The organism is Bacillus sp. (in: firmicutes), from assembly GCF_031983925.1.
GTDB classification, from domain to species: domain Bacteria; phylum Bacillota; class Bacilli; order Bacillales; family Bacillaceae_G; genus Bacillus_A; species Bacillus_A pacificus.
On record NZ_DALYZR010000002.1, the window covers coordinates 1 to 21,748 of the forward strand.

The following is a 21,748-nucleotide window of genomic DNA, read 5'->3' on the forward strand; positions in this document are numbered from 1 at the left end:
TTTAATTAACTTTCGTTATAATTGGTTAAATAAATCGTAACAGTTAGTTACCCTTCTACACTTTCACGAAGAATCGTTTGTGTCACAACAGAGCCAGCACTTGCTCCAAACGCTTGAATAAAACGACTTACCAATAAAACTTCAATGGAATTTGCAATAAAGCATAAGAAACTTCCAGCGCCATATAAAACAATTCCAAATAACATCGCCGGGCGACGGCCAATTATATCTGATAGCCATCCAATAAAAAATACACCTAAAGCAAATCCAGCAAAATACACACTAAGTGTTAACTGCACCTCATTATTACTTACATGTAACGCCTTTGAAATATCAGGTAAAGACGGTGTGTAAATCGTTTCACTAATTTGCGGAAATGCGACAAGAATAATCATTAACAAAAGTGATGGTACTGAGACTTTTTTCATTTTTCATACCCTCCTATAACTTTGAAAATCTCAGAAATAAAAAGACTTTCCTAAGCTACGGAACAGGAGGGGCCATTATAGAAATTCGATCATAAAACAACAAAGAAAACACCTCAATTACGTATGTTAATACTTATAGGAGGGTAATATTAACATTGATTTTTTAAATATACTTTTTCAATTATATTACATATTGTGTTTCTTTTTCTAGTGCTCAGCCTCGGAATATTTGTTAGAAGGATACCTTGATACCAACACCTTTTTATGGAATAATTAGAAATAGTTTGAATTGATAGATTGAATTATTAAACGATAGACTAATATATTTTTAATGTCGTAAGCTTACAAACAGGGGGACTTTCGTAATGATTGAAATTTTAAGGACAATATTAAACTTCCTAATCTCTCTATTCTCAGGAGAATTACCAATTGTATATTATGTATGGATTATTACCCTATTCCTGATTCAAATAATCCAATCTACTCTGAACTACAACTTCTTTAACAAGAAAGACAATTTCAGCACTTATATATCGGAAGGATTACTTGCTTTTATTATTTTATTGTTTGGAGGAATATTAGTATCTAAGTTACTTGCTTACATAATAGACGACCCTACTATTAGTATGACGAATTTAACACATTATTTTGTTTCTCTTATCATATTAACTATATTTGTCTTAATAACCTGCGTTAAAGACTTTATAGAGACATCTATAAAGAATAAAAATATATCTCTTTTTAGCTTTTTAGTAATTTCCTTAATAACAAGTATACTTTCATTCAAGTTTTTATCACCTTTAATTGAAGGTTCTTTTTCTCTTTCTAAATCTTTTATAACTACTTTAATCATTCTAGTAACTGTATCCATTCCTCTATTAATTTCTTTAGAAGAAAAGTATGCAGATGAAGAGTAATTCTTGCACCCATAGTGTGGATTTAGATGTCTATTCTTTTTAACGGTATTACTAAAAAATAACACAGGCATTGAATTGAAATTTACATAGAAATGAGGAAATACAATTGAGCATTGAACAACAATTATATGATGCAGTGAAACGTTTAATTGACCAAAGATATCCACATGGTTGGGGCGGAGCTGCAGCAATCCGTGTAGAAGATGGATCCATTTATACAAGTGTAGCACCTGACGTTATAAACGCTTCAACAGAACTTTGTATGGAAACAGGTGCAATTTTAGAAGCGCATAAATTTCAAAAGAAAGTTACACATTCTATTTGTCTCGCAAGGGAAAATGAGCATTCTGAATTAAAAGTATTATCACCTTGTGGTGTATGCCAAGAACGTTTATTTTATTGGGGGCCAGAAGTACTATGCGCCATTACAAATTCTAAACAGGATATCATTTTTAAGCCGTTAAAAGAATTGCAGCCCTACCATTGGAGCGAAGCATATTATGATGAATTCGCAAAAGAATGGAGTTCGAAATAAAGATTATTCACTAAAAACGCACCGTCACAAATGACGGTGCGTTTTCTATGTAAGAGCTACTAGAAGATACCCTTCTAGCCTACTCCCATTTATAAGTCCAAAATTGTTCAAGTTGCAACCATTTTAATGTTGCTGCATCTTTGTTTTTGATTTTCGCGTGTGTCTCTTCAAGCATCGCTTCTGTTTGCGAACGGTGCGCACCTAGTGCAGCTAATTTATGCTCGAATACTTCACTAATATTGTTTACAACATCTGGCTCACCGAGTACAGCTTCACGATTTTTCGTAATCGCAACCGCATGAATAACTGGACGTTCTTCTTTTGACATACGTGATACGGCGCGAACGACAGCGCGGCCAAATGCATCATGATCTGGATGTACGCCGTGCTCTGGATAAAATGTAATAATTCGAGATGGATTTACTTCTTGAATGATTGCTTCAATTTTGTCTGCAACGAAATCAACATCTTCAAATTCTAACGTTTTATCATGGAAACCAAGCATTCTTAAATCTTTGATTCCCATCGCTTCACATGCATCTTTTAATTCTTTTTCACGTATATTTGGAATCGTTTCACGGTTAGCAAACACGTTTTTCCCCATGTTACGTCCCATTTGTCCTAGCGTACCGCACGCATACGTTACAGGTACTCCTTGATCTGTTAATAAGCGAATTGTTCCTCCCGCCGCAAATGCTTCGTCATCTGGATGCGGAAATACAACAAGTACATGTCTCTCCATAAGTTTCCCTCCTTCTTACTTAAATGGCGTTAAGCTTAACTCAAGTGCAACTGCTAAGCGACCTTGATTATCGTGCCCTGCAAGTAATAAACGCTCTTTATCGTCTACTTCCCAGTGCGTAATACCTTCTGCATATACCCAGCCATGATCCATCTTTAGACCAACTCGGTATGGGTTTGTTCCAGTAATCTTTCCGCGCTCAAAGCGAATAATTGCATTTCGAATGAATGCACCAACCGTCATCATCTTTTCATTAAAGTGTGACGCATACGCTCCGTTCGTTGTTTCTAAATGAATATATACATCTTTATTTACAAAACGTTCAATTTCATTTTGAATAAGAGAACTATCTTTTACTATTTCCATCGGAATTCACCTCTTTAAACCATTTTACGCAAAAATAATGTAAATTGCTATCTCTATATTAGAGGACAACGCCCACTTTTCCTAATAATTTGCACTGTGTTTCTTTATTTTTTTATATCATATGTAAAATCATCATTTTTTCCTTCACTTTGTTAAATAGTTTTCTTTCTTTTTTGAATTTGCTACAATATATTTTATCCCGTATGAATACAGCGAGATACATTTTGACAATTAAATACATACTTTAAAGAAGGTGACATGATTGGAACAATCAGCACATGAAGTAGCAAATTGGCAATATTATTTTGCAATTGCCGTATTTTTAGTCACGTACGGATTTATTATTTCTGAGAAATTGAATCGTGCTGTAATCGCACTATTCGGTGCTGCTATTATGATTATTTTTGGAGTTGTTGAATTACATACTGCTTTCACCTCTCATATTCAATGGGAAACGATTACCCTTTTAATTGGGATGATGATTCTCGTACATATTACGAGTCAATCAGGCGTATTTGAATTTGTGGCCATTAAAGCAGCAAAAGCAGCCGACGGAAAACCAATCCGCATTTTATTATTGCTATCCTTATTAACTGCTGTCGGATCAGCATTTTTGGACAACGTAACAACCGTATTATTAATCGTACCTGTTACGCTATCCATTACACGTATTTTAAAAGTTAATCCTGTTCCTTATTTGATCTCAGAAGTATTATTTTCAAATATAGGCGGAACAGCAACATTAATCGGTGATCCACCTAATATTATGATCGGATCAGCAAATAAGCATTTAGACTTCAATGCCTTTTTACTTAACTTAGCTCCTATCGTAATTATTATTTCTATCGTGACACTTGGCATTATTTACTTCATGTATCGTAACAAACTAAAGACAACACCTGAGCAAATCGAAAAATTAATGGCATTAAATGAAAAAGATTATATTAAAGATCAAAGCCTCCTTTTAAAATCCATTTCGATTTTAGGACTAACTATTTTAGGCTTTGTACTTCATTCGATTATTCATGTAGATGCTGCAGTTATCGCGATGACAGGTGCTACACTTCTTATGTTAATCGGTGTGAAAGAACATGATATTGAAGATGTATTTGCACACGTTGAATGGGTAACCATTTTCTTCTTCGCCGGACTATTCGTTCTCGTTGGTGGTTTAATTGATATCGGACTTATTTCTTCACTCGCAAAAGAAGTAATTGACGTCACAAATGGCGATATCGGTTTCGCCGCTGTACTTATTTTATGGGTATCAGGTATCGCCTCTGCAACAATTGACAATATCCCATTTGTCGCAACGATGATACCACTTATTCAAGACTTAGCTACAGGACTCGGACTATCTGTTGATTCTCCGCAAATCGAAGTACTATGGTGGGCACTATCACTTGGGGCCTGCTTAGGAGGAAACGGAACGTTAATCGGAGCATCAGCAAACGTAGTCGTTGCTGGTATTGCAAAACGTGAAGGACATGCTTTCTCTTATATGGACTTCTTAAAAATTGGTTTGCCGTTAACAATCATTGCATTACTATTATCACATGCTTATATATATTTACGTTATTTAATGTAAAAGTTGTATTGCATGAAATTATATCGACGATTCGACAGAGAATATCGACTTACCGACAAATAACGACAACGAAAAAGGTATGCAGCGCTAAACTGCATACCTTTTTTCGTTCACCAAAATATACCGATAATTGCTAATCCGCCTAAAATCATACCACCAATTTGTCCAACGATTGTTGGTGATAGTTGAACACCTTTCCTCACTTCAACAACCGGTCTTTCGTGCCTTAGTTGCTGCACTTCGCTTTGAAGTTGATGTACACTTCCGTGTAATTCTTTAATTAGTTCCTTCAATTCAGCGACCTCTTCATTTACTGGTTTTGCTTTTTCTAAATTCATTTTGCATGACTCCTTATAAAGTGAAACTTTAATAAGTGGGGGGCATCCCCCACTTATTATTAGTTGAACCAATCGGACGTTTACGGACAGTTAACGCGGGATAAGTTCAATCAGTACATTGTAAAAATTCGCCAATTATCGTTATATCTCCTGCATTTTACACATATAAGAATGCATTTTTAATCTTGCAGCTCTATCCATTCATCCCGCAGTATCCCCATAATGATACGATCAAAACATTTCCCATCTCTTTGCACTGCTTCTCTCATACAGCCTTCCATCTGAAAACCCATCTTTTTATACAACTCAATAGCATCTTTGTTATAAGAAATAACATCAAGACCAACGCGGTGTAAATTCAATTCATAAAAAGCATACTTTAAAATAAGATGGATTGCTTCTCTTCCATATCCCTTCCCTCTATCATTTGCATCTCCTATACCAATTGCTAATAACCCCGTTCTGTTATTCCACTCTATGCCATGAATTGCAACAAAACCAATTAAACGATCATCTTGAACTGTCCTCAACATGAAAGATACACTATTCGATCTCCGTCCCTTTAATAACCCATCACTTGCTATTTCTTGTAACGATTGTGGAAATGCTACATCTGTATCGACATTTCTTAAATACTCACTATCCTCTTGCCACATAACCATTACTTCAGCATCTGCTTCTCTCATAGCTGTTAATTTAATCGTTTTATTTTGAAAAAGATTCATTGTCATTTCAAACTCCCCCTTTTAATAACGGGGATACTTATTTTAACCTATTTATCCCCTTGTTCCATAAACTGTTTCATAGACGGGATACTTACAATAAGCGCTGACATTGGCACATCTCCTCTACGTTAAATTAAATTCATTGTATAATTTTTCATTTATTCTAACAATAAAAAAAGACCCTCTAAATTTAGAGGATCTTCCTAACGACGAATCGATATTATTTCGTAAACATTTTTTCCGCTTCATCCATTGCCATTTTGTTTCCTAAAGCAGAATAATCAAGCCATGGTTGGTCATTGATAATGTATACGTGCTTGCCTTTAACAGCTTTTAAATCTTTCCAAATTGGTGTTTCTTGAAGTTGTTTAAATGCTGCTTTTGCTTTATCATCTCTATTTACAACAACGAAAATCGCATCTGCATCAAAGTCAGGTAATACTTCTTGTGAAATGACTTCGAAAGGGCGGTTTCCATCAATTTTCTCTACACCATTTGCAGGTTGTAATCCTAAGTCTTGGAATAAAATTGGTCCCATCGGTCTTTTCGTACTAAATACACGTAATTCTTTTGCAGTAACGCGAATTGCCATTACTTTTTCGTTATTACCTAATTCTTTATCGATTAAACCTTTTACTCGTTTTGATTGCTCTTCGTAATCTTGAATATATGTATTCGCTTCTTTCTCACGGTTTACAAGTTTACCAACTTGTTTTAAATGGTCTCTCCACGTACCTTCATCTAAATTGAAAGTATGCGTTTTTGCAATTTTTTCGTATTTCGCTACATCTTTACCCGCATATTTTTCATCCACATAAATGTCAGTAGGTTTTAATTGAAGTAATGCTTCCATATTCGGATCAGTTACAACACCAAGTTTCTTCGTATCTTTCAGTTGTTCTTTTGCATGTGGTAAGAAATCTTTTAAATCTCCACCAATTACAGAACCTACTGGTGTAATTCCTAATGCAAGTAAATTATTTGTTAAGTGAATAGACATAGAAGCGATTTTTGGATCATTACTTTTTTCCGTTTTTTTCGTTGTCTCTTCATTAGCTTTCGTTTGACCACATGCTGCTAATACTAAAATACACATGATGCTAAATAAAATAGTAAGTTTCTTTTTCATATGTTCTCCTCTTCGAAGTATTTATTTTGTTTTTGTAAGTAAATAAAGAAAATACGGTGCTCCTAATGCGGCCACTACTACACCAGCCGGAATAGCGTTTGGCTCAAATATAGAACGGCCTATCGTATCTGCTAGCACTAAAATAATCATTCCAATAATACCAGTTAAAGGAAGAAAGTGTTGATATGTAGTACCTACTAACTTCCTTGCGATATGCGGAGCAACTAAACCGATAAAACCAATTCCTCCTGCCATCGATACACTTGCACAAGATAATCCAACCGCTGTAGCTAAAAGTAATAACCGTTCTTTTTGAACAGAAACACCAAGTCCTGCTGCTACACTATCACCTAGTGACAATGCATTTAACGTTTTAGATTTTAGCCACGCATAAGGGGTTAGTATGAATATCCAAGGTAATAATGCAAAGACATGAATCCAATCCCTTCCCCACACGTTACCAATTAGCCATCTAGAAGCGAATGTATATGTCTCATCATTTAACTTAAGGGAGAAAAATAACGAAATTGCACTAAAGCCAGCTGAAACAGCAATACCAACGAGAATAAGTCTAATAGGAAGTAAACCTTTTGACCGATCACTCGCAAGTAAAATAATAAGAAATGCAGCTAATACTCCTCCGCCAAATGTAAATAACGGTATTAAAATCGATGCATTCTCATTAATAGAATGAAAGAAAGTAACGAATATAATTAGCCCGAAAGATGCACCGGAATGCAGTCCAAGAATACCAGGATCGGCCAACGCATTCCTTGATAACCCTTGCAAAATCGCACCGGAAATTCCAAGGCCAATACCAGCTAACATTGTGATTATAATTCTTGGCATACGATAATCGTATAGCACGGTTGCGCTCTCAAAATCACCATGACCGAAAAGCGTTTGAATTACTTTGAGCGGTGCAATGCTAAGTGTCCCCGTATTTAAACTAAGCAAAATAGCAGCGAGACCAATACAACCAAATATTGTAGTTACAGTAACGGCTCTCTTTTTATCCGTGTTTAAAATCTTCTTCACTTACAACTCCCTCCCAACTTTACGTGCTATATAGAGGAAGAACGGAACTCCAACAAGAGCCACCATAATTCCTATTGCAAGTTCTTTAGGAGGATTTACTGTTCTTGCCCCTAAGTCAGCTAAAACTAATAACATAGCTCCTAATAACGCCGACATAGGAATAATAAGTCGATAATTCACACCAACTAATTTTCTAGCAATATGCGGAATAACAAGTCCTACAAATCCGATAGAACCAACTGCTGAAACAGATACACCTGCAAGAATGACTACTATAATCATCCCTAGTATTCTCGTTCGGTTCGTTTTTACTCCTAAATTCGTAGCGACGTCATCCCCCATTGATATGAGTGAAATAGACCGCCCTATCACTGTTGCAAAAAGAATTGTTACGAGAATAATAGGAACTAAAAATTTCAAGTGTTCCCACTTAACACCTGCAACACCACCAGCGTACCAAAACGCTAAATCTTGACTTAAGTCATAATAAATCGCGATACCCGAACTTAACGAATGTAAAAGCGCAGCCATAACTGCCCCAGCGATCGTTAACCTCATCGGTGTTAATCCGCCTGATGTTGCTGATCCGATAATAAAAATGAGCACTGTACTTAAGACCGCTCCAATAAAGGAGACAATCATTAAATAGGAATACGGCATATGCGGGAAAAAGGCAAAACTAAGTGCTACTACAAACATCGCACCTGCATTTATGCCAAGCACACCTGCATCCGCTAAAGGATTTCGTGTTACTCCCTGCATAACAGCTCCAGCCACTGCAAAAGCCGCTCCTACAACTGCTGCACCAATTACCCTTGGGAGTCTTAATTCATAAATAATTTGGTGCTGCGTTAATTTCGGATTATAATCAAAAACCGCTGTCCATACGGTTTGTAAATGGATATCCTTTGCACCAAATGCAACTGCTAAAAATATAGAGCCGATTAAAGATAAAATTGTTAAGCTCATGAAACATATGAACTTAATATGTAGCCAGCGATTATTGCCAGCATATACAGCAGGCTTATGTAACATGTTTCATTTCATCCTTTATATTCAGTTGTTTTTTATAATTGTTTTTTATTTGTAATTATTATTGATAATAATTATCATTTTCATTTAGATATTATATCCCCACTTTTTTTAAATTGCAAACTATTTTTTTACTTTGTTAAATATTAAAATACTTATTACGATTTTTATCCAAAACTTACAAATACATGCAAAATAGACTACTGGAATATTTTTTAAATTGTAGTATACTTAATCATTATTTTGAGTTTTCTAACAAAAAAATCGAAGGTGACACAATGTTCTATTTAAAACAACTACTATACTTCACTTACGAGCAAGCATTATCTTGCTTATTCCCAGTTGTTATTTTCTTAACACTAGCCCTATCAAAAATCATTTCTATCCCAGGATTCTACCGCTACGATTTCATACTCATCGTATGCCTTCTTATGCAGTGGGTTATGTACAAGACTGGCCTTGAGACGAAAGACGAATTAAAAGTAATTACTGTCTTCCACCTCATCGGCCTTTTACTAGAAATATATAAAGTTCATTTCGGTTCATGGAGTTATCCGGAAGAGGCATATTCAAAGGTTTTTGGAGTTCCACTTTACAGCGGCTTTATGTATGCAAGTGTTGCAAGTTACATATGCCAAGCGTGGAGAAGATTGCATTTACAAATGTATCTCTGGCCGAGGGCTATTTTTGCCGTACCGCTAGGAGCAATGATTTACTTTAATTTTTTCACACATCATTTTCTATATGACTTTAGGTGGGTATTAACTTTACTTCTATTCATCGTTTTCTTTCGGACATTTGTGGAATTTTCATTACGAGGCGTTACATATACAATGCCGCTCGTTCTCTCCTTTTTTCTTATCGGATTCTTTATTTGGATTGCAGAAAACATCGCAACATTTTTCGGTGCATGGCAATATCCAAATCAACGGGAAGCGTGGGATCTCGTCCACTTAAGTAAAATTAGCTCATGGTTTCTACTCGTTGTTATTAGCATTATGATTGTTACACAACTTAAATATTTGAAGGAGTCAAAAAAATAATGCTGATTATGTAAAAATAGTTAGCCCATCACTCATTAGAGAGTAATGGGCTTTTTTATTAATATTTTTTAAACCGTTCGTTATAAATTCATCATAATTTACAAGAGCATAAGCATTTGCACATTATGAACTACTACTAGCAGAAGAGGTTGCTGCAGATGAAGCGGCAATCGTTGCCATCATAGCTGCCTGTTGCGCTTGGATGAGGACTTCTATCATAGTTTGTAAACCTGTGTTGGTAGCTTTACTTTCCTCACCTTTCTGACTTACGAACAGTTGAATAGCAATAAGAATATTCGTATCTGTATGCCAACGGAACAATTTCTCCCCCTGCAATTTTTCAATCAACGCTTTAATAGAATGAATCTCTTTTTCTCCATCCTCTAGTAACGCTAATAGCCCGATTGCTGGGTAATGCATTTGTTTCACTTTTACCTTTTCTTGCTTTAACAAATTCCATATGTTTGTGCATGTTGCAACTAATATTTCTTCACGGACATCCTTCTTTAATGAAAGAATATGACTTAAAAATTGAAGATCATTCCCTTTACGTAAGCCAGCTTTCGCTAGTTTCTGATAAAGACGCTCCACTCGATCCATAAGTGTTTCTACATGCTCTGATTGTCCCGCTAATAAAACCGCGAGCGGATAATCATTTGTACCTGTTAGAAAAAGATGATCCTCTTTCATACGTTTATATACTTGCATCGAACGCTGAATGTGCGTGCCATGATGTTCATTATCTTCTGTTAAAAGCACAGCCGCTGCAAGATAAGTAAATATACTCCGGCTAAAACCACCAGCGACCAATTGTTCATATAAATCTAAAAACTTCCGAAAAGCTTTCTTGTAATCTGTAAAGTGAATATCTAATGTTGCGGCCACTACAAAACGATGATAAGACTTTAAGTATGAAAACATTCCTACCTCATTCTTAATATAACTACTAATTTCTAAAAAACGTTTGAGATCAAGCAATTTATCACTACTTGCATACATAGCAGCAATCATCATTCCTGTTCGAGAATCACTCGTTTTCCATTTTAGTTCTCCCTTTATCTGTGCATATGTATGTGTGTATTGCTCCAACTTTTGTTCTAATGTAATCATAGTATTCACCCCTATTTCTAGTTCTTCTCTATTATTATACGTATATTCCATATTTAGGAATACTATAATTAATAATCCATCATAAAAATAATAATTTTTTTATCCTTATATATTGTTTTTTTCGCCCTTCTTCATCAGCATCACGATGATAATCCCTAATCCTTCAAGAAGTTATACAAAAAAGGTAGATAATAATTTATCTACCTTTTTTGTATATATTATTTAACATTACACCTGTATTGCTTGTTATATGCAATTAAGACTAAAGAGCTTTAATAATACGTTCCATCGCCTTCATTTGCCCAATATGATCCGCTTCATGATAAAGCATCATGCCGTAAAGCTCCCCTACCGTTTCCAATCCTAGGAATGGCTCTGGCAGTTTATTCTCAAATGCTTCTGCTGGAATTTCGTTAATACGCTTTGCTTGTTCTTTTAATTGAGCCGTTAACACTTCTAACGTTGGTCCTTCTGTTTTCCATTTAGACGGTCTTGATCCATATCCAAACATACCTGGATATTCAGTTGGTAATTGTTTGAATTCTTTTCCAAACATGAAAACTTCTGCTGCCGTTAAAACGTGACCGATATGCCAGCGGATTGTATTATTAAAACCATTCGGCTGCGTATCCGCAGTTTTATCGTCTAGCGTCTCCATAAATTTAAACAATTCCCCACGCGTTATTTCAAATTGTTTTAAACCAACTAATCTATTCATCTTATCGTTCTCCCTCTTGATGCACAATTTATTATGAACTAAGAATGTTCAACTTATTAAAGTTTCACCTTGTATAATCTATCAGAAACAATTAATAAATACACCTAATATGCTTAATAAAAAGGTTCACCCCTCGTAAATATAGAATTACTTACTGCACAAATATTTTAGTAAACAAAAAAGGAGTGTTAATTTCATGTTACATGTTTTAAAACAGCAATATCACCTTATTCGCTCTACAAGAGAAACTTTATTTTCGTTTTTGGAAGAAATCCCGCTAGAAAAATTACATAGCACTGTTCCCAATTTCGGAAACGGTAGTATTATAAAGACCCATATTCATGTAGCTGATTGCTACCGATACTGGCTTGGATCATTCGCATTTAAGCAAAAGCGAGCAGATTTTTCATTTGCTAGTGATGACGAAATTGAGCATGCAGATGTAGAGAAAGTCCGTGCTAGATTTAAGTTAGTAGATAAGACTGTACAACGGTTTTTAGAGGAATACAACGACCGGTGGCTCGAAAATATAGCAAATGAAGTGAAATGGCAAAAAGAGCCTTGGAGCATAACTCCGCTATGGCTTTTAACTCATACGGAAACGCATGAATTTCACCATAAAGGCCAAATTGTATCTATGGCTAGACACCTTGGGTACACCCCTCCTAATACAGATCTTAATCTTAATTAATTCAATCGTTCAAACAAATGAATTACTATAACTATCGTTAGCAGTGTTTATATATATATGGAAAGGCCCTTCATTCTTTTTGATGTTGTTTATAGTTTTGCAATTTTTTTGCGGCACAAACTTGTAATATATTTTAATTATGTTTGTGTCGTGTTCTTACTAACTAGTTTCATATCCATAAAAAATATATTAATATGTTTCCTTCTATAATTTCAGTTACGTAATCAATAAGAGGTTCTTTCTTTTTATTATGAATGTATACAAAACAAACACGAAAATTCCGAAAATAAAAGTTGAAAACGCTGGTAACACTTTATCATTTGGCACGTACACACTCCAAAAAGAATTAAGAAGCGCATGAAAAATTAGACACATAAAAATACTTTTAGTTGCGTTAATAATTGTAGTTAATAAGAAAGATACGGCAATTGTCGTAATTATAAAGGCTAGAAAATCCCTTTGAGTTTGATTCGTGCCCGGAATAAACCATAACGGCCAGTGCCAAATAGCCCATATAACGCTCACAATAATCGTACTAAAAAATTCTGAAAACCTTTTCTGAAGAGCAGGTTGTAAGATTCCTCTCCATCCAATTTCTTCAAGACCTCCACCAATGATCATTATTGGAAAACTAATTAATGCCACGTATAATGGTTTTTGCACTGTTGCTCCACCAAATATTGTTGGAAGATAACAGCTTATAAAGGCTAGAATAATGATTAGAATATACCATGCAAAGTGATGTTTAGGATTTACAATATTTTTAATGAACCTTCTAAACTCCTCTTGTGATCCATATTTTTTCTTTAAACTAATCGCAATGATTGCCGGCATGATCCCACCGAAAACAAATAATATCATCGCAAGCGGTGTACCCAATGTCGTAATGTTTAATTTTATTAAGTTAATTAATAACCCCCAAAGTGTCCATGTACCTATAAAAGTACAAATTACATATCGTTTAATATCATTACTCATCTACTTGCCTCCTTTGTTTTAATTAGAGCACAAATTTCGAAGTATGAAAACAAATTATGTTAAATTATCCCAACATCCGAAAGAAATATCCATACTCAATTAGACCTTTACGAAATATCCCGCTATCTGCTTCACTTCAATTAAAGCTCGAAGTTAAGGTCTTACTATTCGTTAATACTGGATAGACGAACAAAAAAGAGCATGTTTTGAAATCCAATCAAAACATGCTCTTAAAATATTCTATCTTACAATCTCCATTTCCTCATCAATACCAAATCGTCTCCGCATAATTATAAGCATCACTATTCGGAATGGCATGTTTCCCCTGCGCTTGCGCTTTTCTTGGATCTAAATCATATACCATCGGCGTATAGCATGATGTTTGCCCTTTATTTACAACACCATTTCCTCCAGCACTTCCGCAAGTATATGCCTTTCCATCGGTTTTTCTGACGATCCTTGCATCAGCTTCGTTATTATAAACTGCCGGGCGGGTTACAGTAACTTTTGCCCATGCTGTCTTACACGTCGTGCTAAATTTTAATTCCACATAAGAATTTGAATCAATCCACTTCTTCTCTTTCGTTACTGCTGATTGATCACAGCTATTGTAGTAAGGGCTTTTTCCATCATATGAATGGTCTTCTGCAAATGCTTTATCATTATTCGTCGTACTAAACATACTAGTTACAACGAGCAATGCCAGACAAAGACATGCGCTTACCTTTTTAAAAAGCTTCATAGAATTCCACTCCTTTATTAATAACGTCCAGTTTTCCCGTAGCCATTATTAATCGTCACCGCTTCAGCATCAGCTGTATAACCAAAATCAGCAGTTAAATCAAATACCATTCCTGTATAGGTGCTCGTTTGCCCCGTTTTAATTGCTCCATTACCACTATTAGAATCTACTGATTTTTGAAATACACCATTTTTATATTTATTAATAACAGCGTAAGCATATACTCCTCCAGAAACAGAAGGTGCTGGTTGATCTAAAACAAGCTTAGACCATGCCGCATGACATTTATTACTGTAACGTAAATACACTGTTCCTACTTTTTTACTACCTTCATACACCGCTGTAGACTTTGCATTAAATCCATCTGCATCACATGTTGTACTGCCTCCGTATACTTTCGTTGTTGCTGGATTTTTCCCGTCATAATAACTACTCAGATCGGTAGCTGCAAATGTACTTCCTTGAAAACTAAATAATACCCCTACACTCGCTACACTTAACACACATACTTTCATTAACTTTTTAAACATTGTAAATCTCCTCCCTCAAAATAAGTACGTATATCTATCCCCTATGTACGCCCCTCCTTTCGTGCTGCCTAGAGGCATCTTACAGAAACGAATAAACGTTGTAAATTCCCTTACGATTATTGGAATATACGAAGAAATTTACTTATCCTTTTAAGAAAAAAAGTTGAGAAATACACATTTTATAACATCCTTTATTTCAACCATAAAAGAACCGATACTTGTTACATGCAAGCATCGGTCCTTTTATACAAAATTGCCATTTTTTCTTTTATATAAAATAAATATTTCTCCACTTAATCTGTTGTAAAAAACTCCCTCGTTACATCAATAAATTGCTGCAGTGGCACTGTCATCCATTTGTCTTTATGCCAAGCAATTTGTGTGAAAATTGGATTGATAGTATTGTCTAGGTGTAACTCTTTTATCGTTCCCTCTCGTATATCTTTTTCTACTACTATCGCTGGCAAAACTGCTACACCTAAATCTGCAATCACACATTGTTTAATTGCCTCTACACTAACGAACTCAATCTTATTTACTGGATACACATCTTGGATGCGAAATAACTCTTCAAATAAAATTCGATATGAACACCCTAGTTCTGTTAATAAAAGTGTTTCCTTCTCTAAATCTTTTATAGAAACGGAAGTTTGCTGGAGTAAATGATGCCCTGGAGCAGCTACTACTTTTAATTCTTCTTTCATAAGCGGCTCCACATGTAAAGCATCTTCTGTTTTACATTCGTCCAAAATAAATGCAAGATCGACTTTTCCCTCCATCAATTGTTCCTTCGCATCTTTATTGGAATGTGCTGGTTTAAATATAAGTTTTATTTGAGGAAATTGCGCTTTAAACCTCTTTAATATAGAAGGAAGTCTATATGTACATTGGCTCTCTTGCGCACCGATTATTAACGTACCTGCTATTTCCTCATCATCTTTCACAGCCATCTTCGCTTCGTTACTAAGTGCAATCATCTTGTCGGCATATAGTTGAAACTTTCTGCCCGCTTCAGTTAAGAAAAGGCGTTTTCCTAATCTTTCAAATAACGGCGTACCTAGCTCAGCTTCTAACGTTTTAATTTGCGCTGTCACGCTCGATTGAGCAAAGTTTAATTTCTTCGCAGTTTGTGTAAAGTTCAAAGTATCTGCCGCTACTTTAAATGTAATTAATTGTTTTATCTCCATTTATCATCCCTCTTTTCAATCGTAATTCTCGATTGATTTCATCGAAATAATCCTCTTTGTCTATTGATATTTATATTGTATGATAAAGAGCATCGACAAACAATATAATGGAGGTATTCCATATGAAAGCACTTTGTTTCGAACAGTTTGGAAATCCGGATGTACTACAATATAAAGAACTAAATGATCCAATCATAAATCCAAATGAAATTCTTGTCCGCACGAAAGCAATCGGTTTAAATTTCGCCGATATTTATAGACGCCGCGGTGATTATCATCTCGCTGGCAACCCACCTTATATATTAGGTTATGAAGGCGCTGGTATTGTTGAAAAAGTAGGAGCTGACGTTACGAATATTAAACCTGGAGACCGCATTGCATTTGCTGACGTTCCATTTGCAAATGCAGAATTAGTTGCCGTTCCATCAAAAAAAGCAATCCCGCTTCCAGATTCTATTTCTTTTGAAACAGCCGCTTCTGTCTTATTACAAGGTCTAACGGCACATTATTTAACGAAAGATAGCTATGAAATAAAACAAGGTGATATAGCTTTAGTCCATGCCGCAGCTGGTGGTGTTGGACAACTTCTTATTCAAATCATTAAACTACTAGGCGGAAAGGTAATCGGCCTCACGTCAGCAAAAGAAAAAGCACAAATAGCTACATTATCTGGTGCTGACCACGTATTTTTATATACGGAAGCATGGCCTGCGAAAGTACTTGAAATAACAAACGGCACTGGAGTAAATGTTGTATATGAATCAGTAGGTTCTACATTAGAGGAAAGTTTTAGCGCTACTAAAACTGGTGGCACTGTCGTATTTTACGGAATGGCCGGTGGTAATCCTGCGCCAGTTGATCCGCGTATGCTTATGGATACTTCAAAAACTTTAACTGGCGGAGACCTTTGGAATGTGCTTACTACTTTTGAAGAACGAAAAAAACGCTCTACTCAATTATTTGATTGGATCGCAAGTGGAAAATTAAACATTGCGAGCCCTACTACATTCTCTTTACAAGACGGTGCCCGTGCACATGAATTATTAGAGAGCAGAAAAAGTACAGGGAAGATTTTATTAATCCCATAATCGTTCCAGTAAAAAAAGGAAGCTAGATTTCTCTATCTTCCTTTTCTTATTTTTATCCCGCTTTAATGGGCAGTAAGACCCCCACTGATTAAAGTTTCACTTTATATTTCCACACTTTCTGTCCCTTTTGCAACATAACTCATATCTCCAACCGACTCGACTGTGTATGTTCCATCTTGATATACAATCTTCGTTACACTAGCATTTTCCACTCCAAGTTTTGTTTTACTACTGTCTAACATTTCTATTAAGGTAGTAATCAACAACCCATGAACAACAACTAAAACGTTACCGCCACCATCTTTAGCAGCTTCTTCACTAATTTTATCTATCTCTGCTTTTATACGAGTAGAAAATAATTCCCAATCTTCCGCCTGTTTCGTAGGGTCTGCTGCTCTAATAAGATTAATTACTTCTTGAATAGAAAACTTCATAAGTTCTTCTGGTGATGCAACGCCCGCAGCTTTTCCAACCACATCCCACATATTTTCAAGCTTTTCACCTTCAAAAATACCGAAATTTAATTCTCGTAAATTTTTCCTTTGCTCAAGTTTCAATTTTGATTGCTCACTATATTTTAATACTAAATTAGCAGTTTCAATCGCTCGGCCGCTATCACTACTATACGCATTCATAAAATGAACATCTTTTAATCCCATTCCTAAATTCGTGGCAACTTCCACACCTTTTTCTACTAACGGAGAGTCTGCCCAACCTTGCGCGCGATGGTTCGTATTTAATATTGTTTTACCATGTCTTGTAACATATAACGTAACTACATTCTCATTGCTATTTGTTTCTCGCTTCTTCATTCAATTCTCTCCCTTTACATTTCTATATCAATTTTATCATCTTAATTATTCATTGAGCAAAATATACGTAAGTGCATTTGTTTAATAAAAAAGCTATCTTTCTGTATATCCCTACAAAAAGATAGCATCTTTTATGATTACATTTTTTTAAACAATACTCCTACTCAGCAAATGCACTCGAATATTGCACAACTCCTTCTATACCTTGCAGAGCGTTCTCACTTAGCTCAACCGCCATAAACGCTTCATCTGGCACTTCAAATGGTGCTTTTATATTCCACTCACTTGCTTTCTTAAAACCAAATTTCGGATAGTACTCTGAATGTCCTAATACTACAACTGATCCGTATCCAAGTTCTTTCGCTTTTTCTAACGCAGCTACTATAAGCTTTCCACCAATTCCTTTTTTCTGATAGCCCCTGGCAACTGATACTGGTGCAAGCGCTAATGAATCTACAGAAGCTCCATCTTGTTCTATCGTAATTTTAGATAACATAATATGCCCGACTATTTCTTCGTCTACCGCAACGATAGATAACTCAGGAATAAACGCGTCACATTCTCTAATACGCTTTACAAGTTCATGTTCCTTTTTATCACTAAATTCTTCATTCAAAAATGCTTGTTGTACAACTTCTTCCGTTTTTCTATAATCAGTTTGTTGTTCTTGTCTAATCGTTACCATTTTAATTTATCCTCTATTCTTCCTTATTTCTTTTTGGATTTTACGAAGCGCTTTTTTCGATCCACGCTCAATGTCGTGCTGCATTTTTCTTTCTTTATAATCGACAAATAGTGTATTTAAATCGTATCCCTCTGGGTATAATTCTTTTGCCGCTACTTCTAAATTAATGCGTTTTACATTTACTTCAACAAAGTCGCCGTTATAATATACAACAACATTATAGAAATTATCTATTTCCTTATAGATAATACCAAAATCATCGTAATCTAATAAATTTACACGATCACCGATTTTGTACTCGTAGTGATTTTCTCTTTTTTCTTGCACGAATTTCGGTTTTCTAATTTTACTTTCATTCACTTTTTCTAATGCATATTCTTTATTTCCCATGTACTCTTTCACTCTTTTCAGTACATGTTCTCTTACGTTCATTTTGTTCGCAATCCAAAGTGCATTACTTTCACCTGATTTACCGATTACTAATTTATAAAGTGGTTCTAGTGTCTCGCTATTAAATTGCATTGCTGCGTTCATGAAATCATCATGCATTTCTGAGAAGCGTTTAATTTCACCGTAATGCGTACTCGCAACTGTAATACATCCAGCAAGATAAAACTCCTCTAAAATAGAAATTGCAAGTGCTGCTCCTTCATTCGGTTCAGTCCCGCTTCCTATTTCATCAAATAGTAGCAACGTATTATTATTTGACATCCTCATAATCTCAGATAAATTTTTCATATGTGATGAAAATGTACTTAATGCATTTTCGATACTTTGATTATCACCAATATCTACAAATACATTTTCGAAAATAGCAATTTCTGTTTCTTTATCCCCTGCAATATGAAGACCTGACATTGTCGCTAATGTTAACAATCCAATCGTTTTTAACACAATTGTCTTCCCGCCCGCATTCGGCCCTGTAATAATTAAACTACGATAGTTTTGACCGATTTCAAAGTTTAATGGTACTACTTTTCCACTTAAAAGCGGATGCTTACAATTTACTAAATGAACGTAGCCATGATCATTTAACTTCGGCTCTATTCCATCAATCGATTTACTAAACTTCGCTTTCGCAAACACCATATCATACTGACTAATCAATTCCATATTAATTTTGATATGATAAATATTTTCTACTACCATTCCTGATAAAGTCGCTAAAATTTGATATTCTTCCATCGCTTCTTCTGCTTTCAAACTTGCGAGTTCCACATTTAACTTTGTAACCGTATGTGGTTCTATAAATACAGTAGAACCTTTAGCGGAGGCTTCAACTATACTTCCCGCAACTTGATTTTTATAAGAAGATTTAATCGGAATCGTGTACCTATCGTCCTTTTTACTAATAAAGAATTCTTGAATATACTTCTTATTTGCACTACTATTTAAAAACTTCGTTAAACGTTCTTTTATTTTCCCATCTACCGAATCAATGTTATTTCGAATTCGTTTTAACTCTTTACTAGCGGCAGAATCAATACTATTACCTTTTATTGAAAAATTAATTTCCTCTTCAATACTTTTAAATTCAGTCATTGAATTTGCATAAGAAGCTAATACTGGCGCAAAAAATTCTTTATCTAACATAAATTTTTTAATCTTTCTACATCCACGTAAAAAGTCTGAAACACTTACTAATTCTTCTGGATCTAAAATCATCCCTTTTTCTAATTTTTGAATTGTACTAGCAATATTTGAAATACCGAAAAAAGGCACATGCCCTTCTGCATCTAATATAGCTCGTGCTTCCGTCGTTTCATTCAATCGATTCCTTACTACTTTTATACTTGCACTCGGCTCTAATTTATTTATTAATTCTTTTCCTAATCCACTTACACAATAAGATTTCACTATATCCTTTAATTCGTTATATTGTAACTTTTCAAAAGTCATCGTATTCATTTTGTTTCTCCTCACTATGATTGATTTCTATCATAAATGAAGATACCTACTCATTAGATTCCAATGAGTTCTACATGATTCAATTACCATTTTTAAACATTAAAAATATACACAAAAAAGCTGCGGGGATACCGCAGCTTTTACATTTACAAGGCATGAGTAATAACATATGGGGAAATAAACCATAAAAAAACGGATGGAAATCCCCTTATTACACGCTTTATAAAGTATTGTAGGTATCTTCATAGGTATCGAAATAAATCCATGACAAAATTAGGGGTATGGTATACATAAAAATCCCCTGTTCTTATCCGATTTATTTCATTCAATTTTTCCTATTTAGTACCTACCGCACTCACAAAAAGCACCTCTCATTATTTTATATTATGATCATTGAAATCTAATTTACTGAAATCATCATACTATATGTATAGCAAGAAGTAAAGGTGTCATACTTTAGTCGTACGCACATATGCAGATGTTTCCTCTTGCAATATTAGATACAATATATATAAATCGTTTAACGGAGGGATTTCCATGACAGACTTTCAAAAACAATTTTTCGCACGATTACATATAGAAAAAAAAGACAAAGTTTCATTTGAAGATTTACCTAACATTATGTACGCGATGGCACAAACTGTCCCTTTTGAAAACTTAAATATACTCGAAAACAACTTTACAGAAATATCAAAAGAAAATCTAAAAGAAAAAATTTTAGTAAACAACCGCGGCGGTCTTTGTTATGAACTCAATCCTACTATGTATTACTTCCTTAAAGACGCTGGATTTGATGTTCATCTCGTTTCAGGAACAGTGTATAACGCTGCAAATTCTATATGGGCCGTTGATTCTGGCCATATCGCAACCGTTTTAACACATCATAATGAACTTTACTTAATTGAAGTAGGATTCGGATCATACTTACCTCTTGCACCTGTTCCTTTCTCAGGTGAAGTCATTCACTCCGTTACAGGAGATTATCGTATTCGTAAAAAAATGACCGAAAAAGGAAACTACATGTTAGAGATGCGTAAAAACAATGAGTTTTTGGATCAATCTTCTACTGATGATTGGACGTTAGGCTATGCATTTTATATAGAAGAAGTGGATGAAGAAAAAGCAAATGCAGCACAAAAAATTATCGTTGAACATGAGGACTCACCATTTAACAAAGTACCTCTCATTGTAAAACTAACTGAAGATGGGCATGCATCTTTAACGAAGGATAGTCTCACAATAGCGAAAAATGGTAAAAAAATGAAAGAAAAAATTACAGATGTGCAATATAAAAATCTTTTACATGCAAAATTCGGAATTACATTATAATTTTTTAAGCCTTGCCATTTTAGCAAGGCTTTTCAATTTTCAGCAGGGATTTTTTGCAATTTGTTGTATTTCATAGTTATATAGGAATA

The 21,748-nt window shown here is 34.9% G+C and carries 23 protein-coding genes and 1 pseudogene; 7 read left to right on the forward strand and 17 right to left on the reverse strand.

The window, feature by feature from the left end; genetic code table 11:
* Positions 1 to 50: 50 nt before the first annotated feature.
* Positions 51 to 428: pseudogene (locus RTP99_RS06215) on the reverse strand (MFS transporter); the annotation flags it as partial.
* A 365-nt stretch (positions 429 to 793) separates the two neighbouring features.
* Here RTP99_RS06215 and RTP99_RS06220 point away from each other — a divergent pair.
* Positions 794 to 1,345 (forward strand): DUF5823 family protein, encoded by a 552-nt coding sequence (locus RTP99_RS06220; RefSeq protein WP_041184691.1) that lies wholly within the window; start codon positions 794 to 796, stop codon positions 1,343 to 1,345.
* A gap of 106 nt (positions 1,346 to 1,451) precedes the next feature.
* Positions 1,452 to 1,880 (forward strand): cytidine deaminase, encoded by a 429-nt coding sequence (locus RTP99_RS06225; protein WP_000021274.1) that lies wholly within the window; start codon positions 1,452 to 1,454, stop codon positions 1,878 to 1,880.
* Between the two features lie 79 nt (positions 1,881 to 1,959).
* Here RTP99_RS06225 and bshB2 read toward each other — a convergent pair whose 3' ends face one another.
* Positions 1,960 to 2,622 (reverse strand): bacillithiol biosynthesis deacetylase BshB2, encoded by a 663-nt coding sequence (gene bshB2 / locus RTP99_RS06230; protein ID WP_000439461.1) that lies wholly within the window; start codon positions 2,620 to 2,622, stop codon positions 1,960 to 1,962.
* A gap of 15 nt (positions 2,623 to 2,637) precedes the next feature.
* Positions 2,638 to 2,988: a YojF family protein gene (locus RTP99_RS06235; protein ID WP_000407039.1), complete on the reverse strand. Its 351-nt coding sequence runs from the start codon at positions 2,986 to 2,988 to the stop codon at positions 2,638 to 2,640.
* 262 nt (positions 2,989 to 3,250) lie between these two features.
* Between RTP99_RS06235 and RTP99_RS06240 the strand changes: the two genes are divergently transcribed.
* Positions 3,251 to 4,576 carry an ArsB/NhaD family transporter gene (locus RTP99_RS06240; RefSeq protein WP_000438023.1) on the forward strand — a complete coding sequence of 442 codons (1,326 nt, stop codon included), beginning with the start codon at positions 3,251 to 3,253 and terminating at the stop codon, positions 4,574 to 4,576.
* A 110-nt stretch (positions 4,577 to 4,686) separates the two neighbouring features.
* On the opposite strand, the gene RTP99_RS06245 is transcribed toward RTP99_RS06240, so the two are convergent.
* From RTP99_RS06245 to RTP99_RS06265, 5 genes are all read right to left on the reverse strand, one after another.
* Positions 4,687 to 4,914, reverse strand: coding sequence for a coiled-coil domain-containing protein (locus RTP99_RS06245; RefSeq protein ID WP_001047304.1), 228 nt, complete (start codon positions 4,912 to 4,914; stop codon positions 4,687 to 4,689).
* Between the two features lie 179 nt (positions 4,915 to 5,093).
* A complete protein-coding gene (locus tag RTP99_RS06250) occupies positions 5,094 to 5,645 on the reverse strand; it encodes a GNAT family N-acetyltransferase (protein WP_000178489.1) in 552 nt (183 codons plus the stop codon).
* Positions 5,646 to 5,859: 214 nt separating this feature from the next.
* Entirely contained in the window at positions 5,860 to 6,768 is a 909-nt protein-coding gene (locus RTP99_RS06255; protein ID WP_000728192.1) for an iron-hydroxamate ABC transporter substrate-binding protein, read from the reverse strand.
* Between the two features lie 21 nt (positions 6,769 to 6,789).
* Positions 6,790 to 7,806, reverse strand: coding sequence for a FecCD family ABC transporter permease (locus RTP99_RS06260; RefSeq protein WP_000722674.1), 1,017 nt, complete (start codon positions 7,804 to 7,806; stop codon positions 6,790 to 6,792).
* Positions 7,807 to 8,841 (reverse strand): FecCD family ABC transporter permease, encoded by a 1,035-nt coding sequence (locus RTP99_RS06265; RefSeq protein WP_000902674.1) that lies wholly within the window; start codon positions 8,839 to 8,841, stop codon positions 7,807 to 7,809.
* Between the two features lie 275 nt (positions 8,842 to 9,116).
* Here RTP99_RS06265 and RTP99_RS06270 point away from each other — a divergent pair, with 275 nt between their 5' ends.
* Positions 9,117 to 9,881 carry a DUF817 domain-containing protein gene (locus RTP99_RS06270; RefSeq protein ID WP_000499566.1) on the forward strand — a complete coding sequence of 255 codons (765 nt, stop codon included), beginning with the start codon at positions 9,117 to 9,119 and terminating at the stop codon, positions 9,879 to 9,881.
* Between the two features lie 123 nt (positions 9,882 to 10,004).
* On the opposite strand, the gene RTP99_RS06275 is transcribed toward RTP99_RS06270, so the two are convergent.
* Both RTP99_RS06275 and RTP99_RS06280 read right to left on the reverse strand, forming a co-directional pair.
* Positions 10,005 to 11,042, reverse strand: coding sequence for a DUF4003 domain-containing protein (locus RTP99_RS06275; protein ID WP_029141169.1), 1,038 nt, complete (start codon positions 11,040 to 11,042; stop codon positions 10,005 to 10,007).
* Between the two features lie 211 nt (positions 11,043 to 11,253).
* Complete coding sequence (locus tag RTP99_RS06280; RefSeq protein WP_001081131.1) at positions 11,254 to 11,709, reverse strand: DinB family protein; 456 nt, start codon at positions 11,707 to 11,709, stop codon at positions 11,254 to 11,256.
* A gap of 196 nt (positions 11,710 to 11,905) precedes the next feature.
* Between RTP99_RS06280 and RTP99_RS06285 the strand changes: the two genes are divergently transcribed.
* Entirely contained in the window at positions 11,906 to 12,400 is a 495-nt protein-coding gene (locus RTP99_RS06285) for a DinB family protein (RefSeq protein ID WP_046647752.1), read from the forward strand.
* Positions 12,401 to 12,616: 216 nt separating this feature from the next.
* Here the strand turns inward: RTP99_RS06285 and RTP99_RS06290 are convergent, their stop codons facing one another.
* From RTP99_RS06290 to RTP99_RS06305, 4 genes are all read right to left on the reverse strand, one after another.
* A complete protein-coding gene (locus RTP99_RS06290; protein ID WP_000063843.1) occupies positions 12,617 to 13,378 on the reverse strand; it encodes a CPBP family intramembrane glutamic endopeptidase in 762 nt (253 codons plus the stop codon).
* A 265-nt stretch (positions 13,379 to 13,643) separates the two neighbouring features.
* Complete coding sequence (locus tag RTP99_RS06295) at positions 13,644 to 14,120, reverse strand: DUF2690 domain-containing protein (protein ID WP_000765226.1); 477 nt, start codon at positions 14,118 to 14,120, stop codon at positions 13,644 to 13,646.
* Between the two features lie 17 nt (positions 14,121 to 14,137).
* Positions 14,138 to 14,650: a DUF2690 domain-containing protein gene (locus RTP99_RS06300; protein WP_000473757.1), complete on the reverse strand. Its 513-nt coding sequence runs from the start codon at positions 14,648 to 14,650 to the stop codon at positions 14,138 to 14,140.
* 293 nt (positions 14,651 to 14,943) lie between these two features.
* A complete protein-coding gene (locus RTP99_RS06305) occupies positions 14,944 to 15,837 on the reverse strand; it encodes a LysR family transcriptional regulator (RefSeq protein WP_000403878.1) in 894 nt (297 codons plus the stop codon).
* 122 nt (positions 15,838 to 15,959) lie between these two features.
* Between RTP99_RS06305 and RTP99_RS06310 the strand changes: the two genes are divergently transcribed.
* The gene (locus RTP99_RS06310) at positions 15,960 to 16,925 is read left to right on the forward strand and encodes a quinone oxidoreductase family protein (RefSeq protein ID WP_000645244.1); all 966 of its coding nucleotides are present in this window, start codon (positions 15,960 to 15,962) and stop codon (positions 16,923 to 16,925) included.
* A gap of 101 nt (positions 16,926 to 17,026) precedes the next feature.
* Here the strand turns inward: RTP99_RS06310 and RTP99_RS06315 are convergent, their stop codons facing one another.
* The 3 genes from RTP99_RS06315 to RTP99_RS06325 form a co-directional block, all read right to left on the reverse strand.
* Positions 17,027 to 17,737 carry a histidine phosphatase family protein gene (locus RTP99_RS06315; RefSeq protein ID WP_000745512.1) on the reverse strand — a complete coding sequence of 237 codons (711 nt, stop codon included), beginning with the start codon at positions 17,735 to 17,737 and terminating at the stop codon, positions 17,027 to 17,029.
* 160 nt (positions 17,738 to 17,897) lie between these two features.
* Positions 17,898 to 18,422 carry a GNAT family N-acetyltransferase gene (locus RTP99_RS06320; protein WP_000256491.1) on the reverse strand — a complete coding sequence of 175 codons (525 nt, stop codon included), beginning with the start codon at positions 18,420 to 18,422 and terminating at the stop codon, positions 17,898 to 17,900.
* A gap of 6 nt (positions 18,423 to 18,428) precedes the next feature.
* The gene (locus RTP99_RS06325; RefSeq protein WP_001095173.1) at positions 18,429 to 20,330 is read right to left on the reverse strand and encodes an endonuclease MutS2; all 1,902 of its coding nucleotides are present in this window, start codon (positions 20,328 to 20,330) and stop codon (positions 18,429 to 18,431) included.
* A gap of 537 nt (positions 20,331 to 20,867) precedes the next feature.
* On the opposite strand from RTP99_RS06325, the gene RTP99_RS06330 reads away from it, so the two are divergent.
* The gene (locus RTP99_RS06330) at positions 20,868 to 21,659 is read left to right on the forward strand and encodes an arylamine N-acetyltransferase family protein (RefSeq protein ID WP_046647758.1); all 792 of its coding nucleotides are present in this window, start codon (positions 20,868 to 20,870) and stop codon (positions 21,657 to 21,659) included.
* Positions 21,660 to 21,748: the final 89 nt, after the last annotated feature.

Bases quoted from the DNA above. Each gene is read 5' to 3' on its own strand.
- RTP99_RS06275 (WP_029141169.1), bottom strand. From the start codon at position 11,042: ATGGAATATACGTATAATAATAGAGAAGAACTAGAAATAGGGGTGAAT.
- RTP99_RS06250 (WP_000178489.1), bottom strand. From the start codon at position 5,645: ATGACAATGAATCTTTTTCAAAATAAAACGATTAAATTAACAGCTATG.
- RTP99_RS06290 (WP_000063843.1), bottom strand. From the start codon at position 13,378: ATGAGTAATGATATTAAACGATATGTAATTTGTACTTTTATAGGTACA.
- RTP99_RS06305 (WP_000403878.1), bottom strand. From the start codon at position 15,837: ATGGAGATAAAACAATTAATTACATTTAAAGTAGCGGCAGATACTTTG.
- RTP99_RS06255 (WP_000728192.1), bottom strand. From the start codon at position 6,768: ATGAAAAAGAAACTTACTATTTTATTTAGCATCATGTGTATTTTAGTA.
- RTP99_RS06320 (WP_000256491.1), bottom strand. From the start codon at position 18,422: ATGGTAACGATTAGACAAGAACAACAAACTGATTATAGAAAAACGGAA.
- RTP99_RS06285 (WP_046647752.1), top strand. From the start codon at position 11,906: ATGTTACATGTTTTAAAACAGCAATATCACCTTATTCGCTCTACAAGA.
- RTP99_RS06245 (WP_001047304.1), bottom strand. From the start codon at position 4,914: ATGAATTTAGAAAAAGCAAAACCAGTAAATGAAGAGGTCGCTGAATTG.
- RTP99_RS06295 (WP_000765226.1), bottom strand. From the start codon at position 14,120: ATGAAGCTTTTTAAAAAGGTAAGCGCATGTCTTTGTCTGGCATTGCTC.
- RTP99_RS06310 (WP_000645244.1), top strand. From the start codon at position 15,960: ATGAAAGCACTTTGTTTCGAACAGTTTGGAAATCCGGATGTACTACAA.
- RTP99_RS06270 (WP_000499566.1), top strand. From the start codon at position 9,117: ATGTTCTATTTAAAACAACTACTATACTTCACTTACGAGCAAGCATTA.
- RTP99_RS06265 (WP_000902674.1), bottom strand. From the start codon at position 8,841: ATGTTACATAAGCCTGCTGTATATGCTGGCAATAATCGCTGGCTACAT.
- RTP99_RS06280 (WP_001081131.1), bottom strand. From the start codon at position 11,709: ATGAATAGATTAGTTGGTTTAAAACAATTTGAAATAACGCGTGGGGAA.
- RTP99_RS06300 (WP_000473757.1), bottom strand. From the start codon at position 14,650: ATGTTTAAAAAGTTAATGAAAGTATGTGTGTTAAGTGTAGCGAGTGTA.
- RTP99_RS06235 (WP_000407039.1), bottom strand. From the start codon at position 2,988: ATGGAAATAGTAAAAGATAGTTCTCTTATTCAAAATGAAATTGAACGT.
- bshB2 (WP_000439461.1), bottom strand. From the start codon at position 2,622: ATGGAGAGACATGTACTTGTTGTATTTCCGCATCCAGATGACGAAGCA.
- RTP99_RS06220 (WP_041184691.1), top strand. From the start codon at position 794: ATGATTGAAATTTTAAGGACAATATTAAACTTCCTAATCTCTCTATTC.
- RTP99_RS06315 (WP_000745512.1), bottom strand. From the start codon at position 17,737: ATGAAGAAGCGAGAAACAAATAGCAATGAGAATGTAGTTACGTTATAT.
- RTP99_RS06330 (WP_046647758.1), top strand. From the start codon at position 20,868: ATGACAGACTTTCAAAAACAATTTTTCGCACGATTACATATAGAAAAA.
- RTP99_RS06325 (WP_001095173.1), bottom strand. From the start codon at position 20,330: ATGAATACGATGACTTTTGAAAAGTTACAATATAACGAATTAAAGGAT.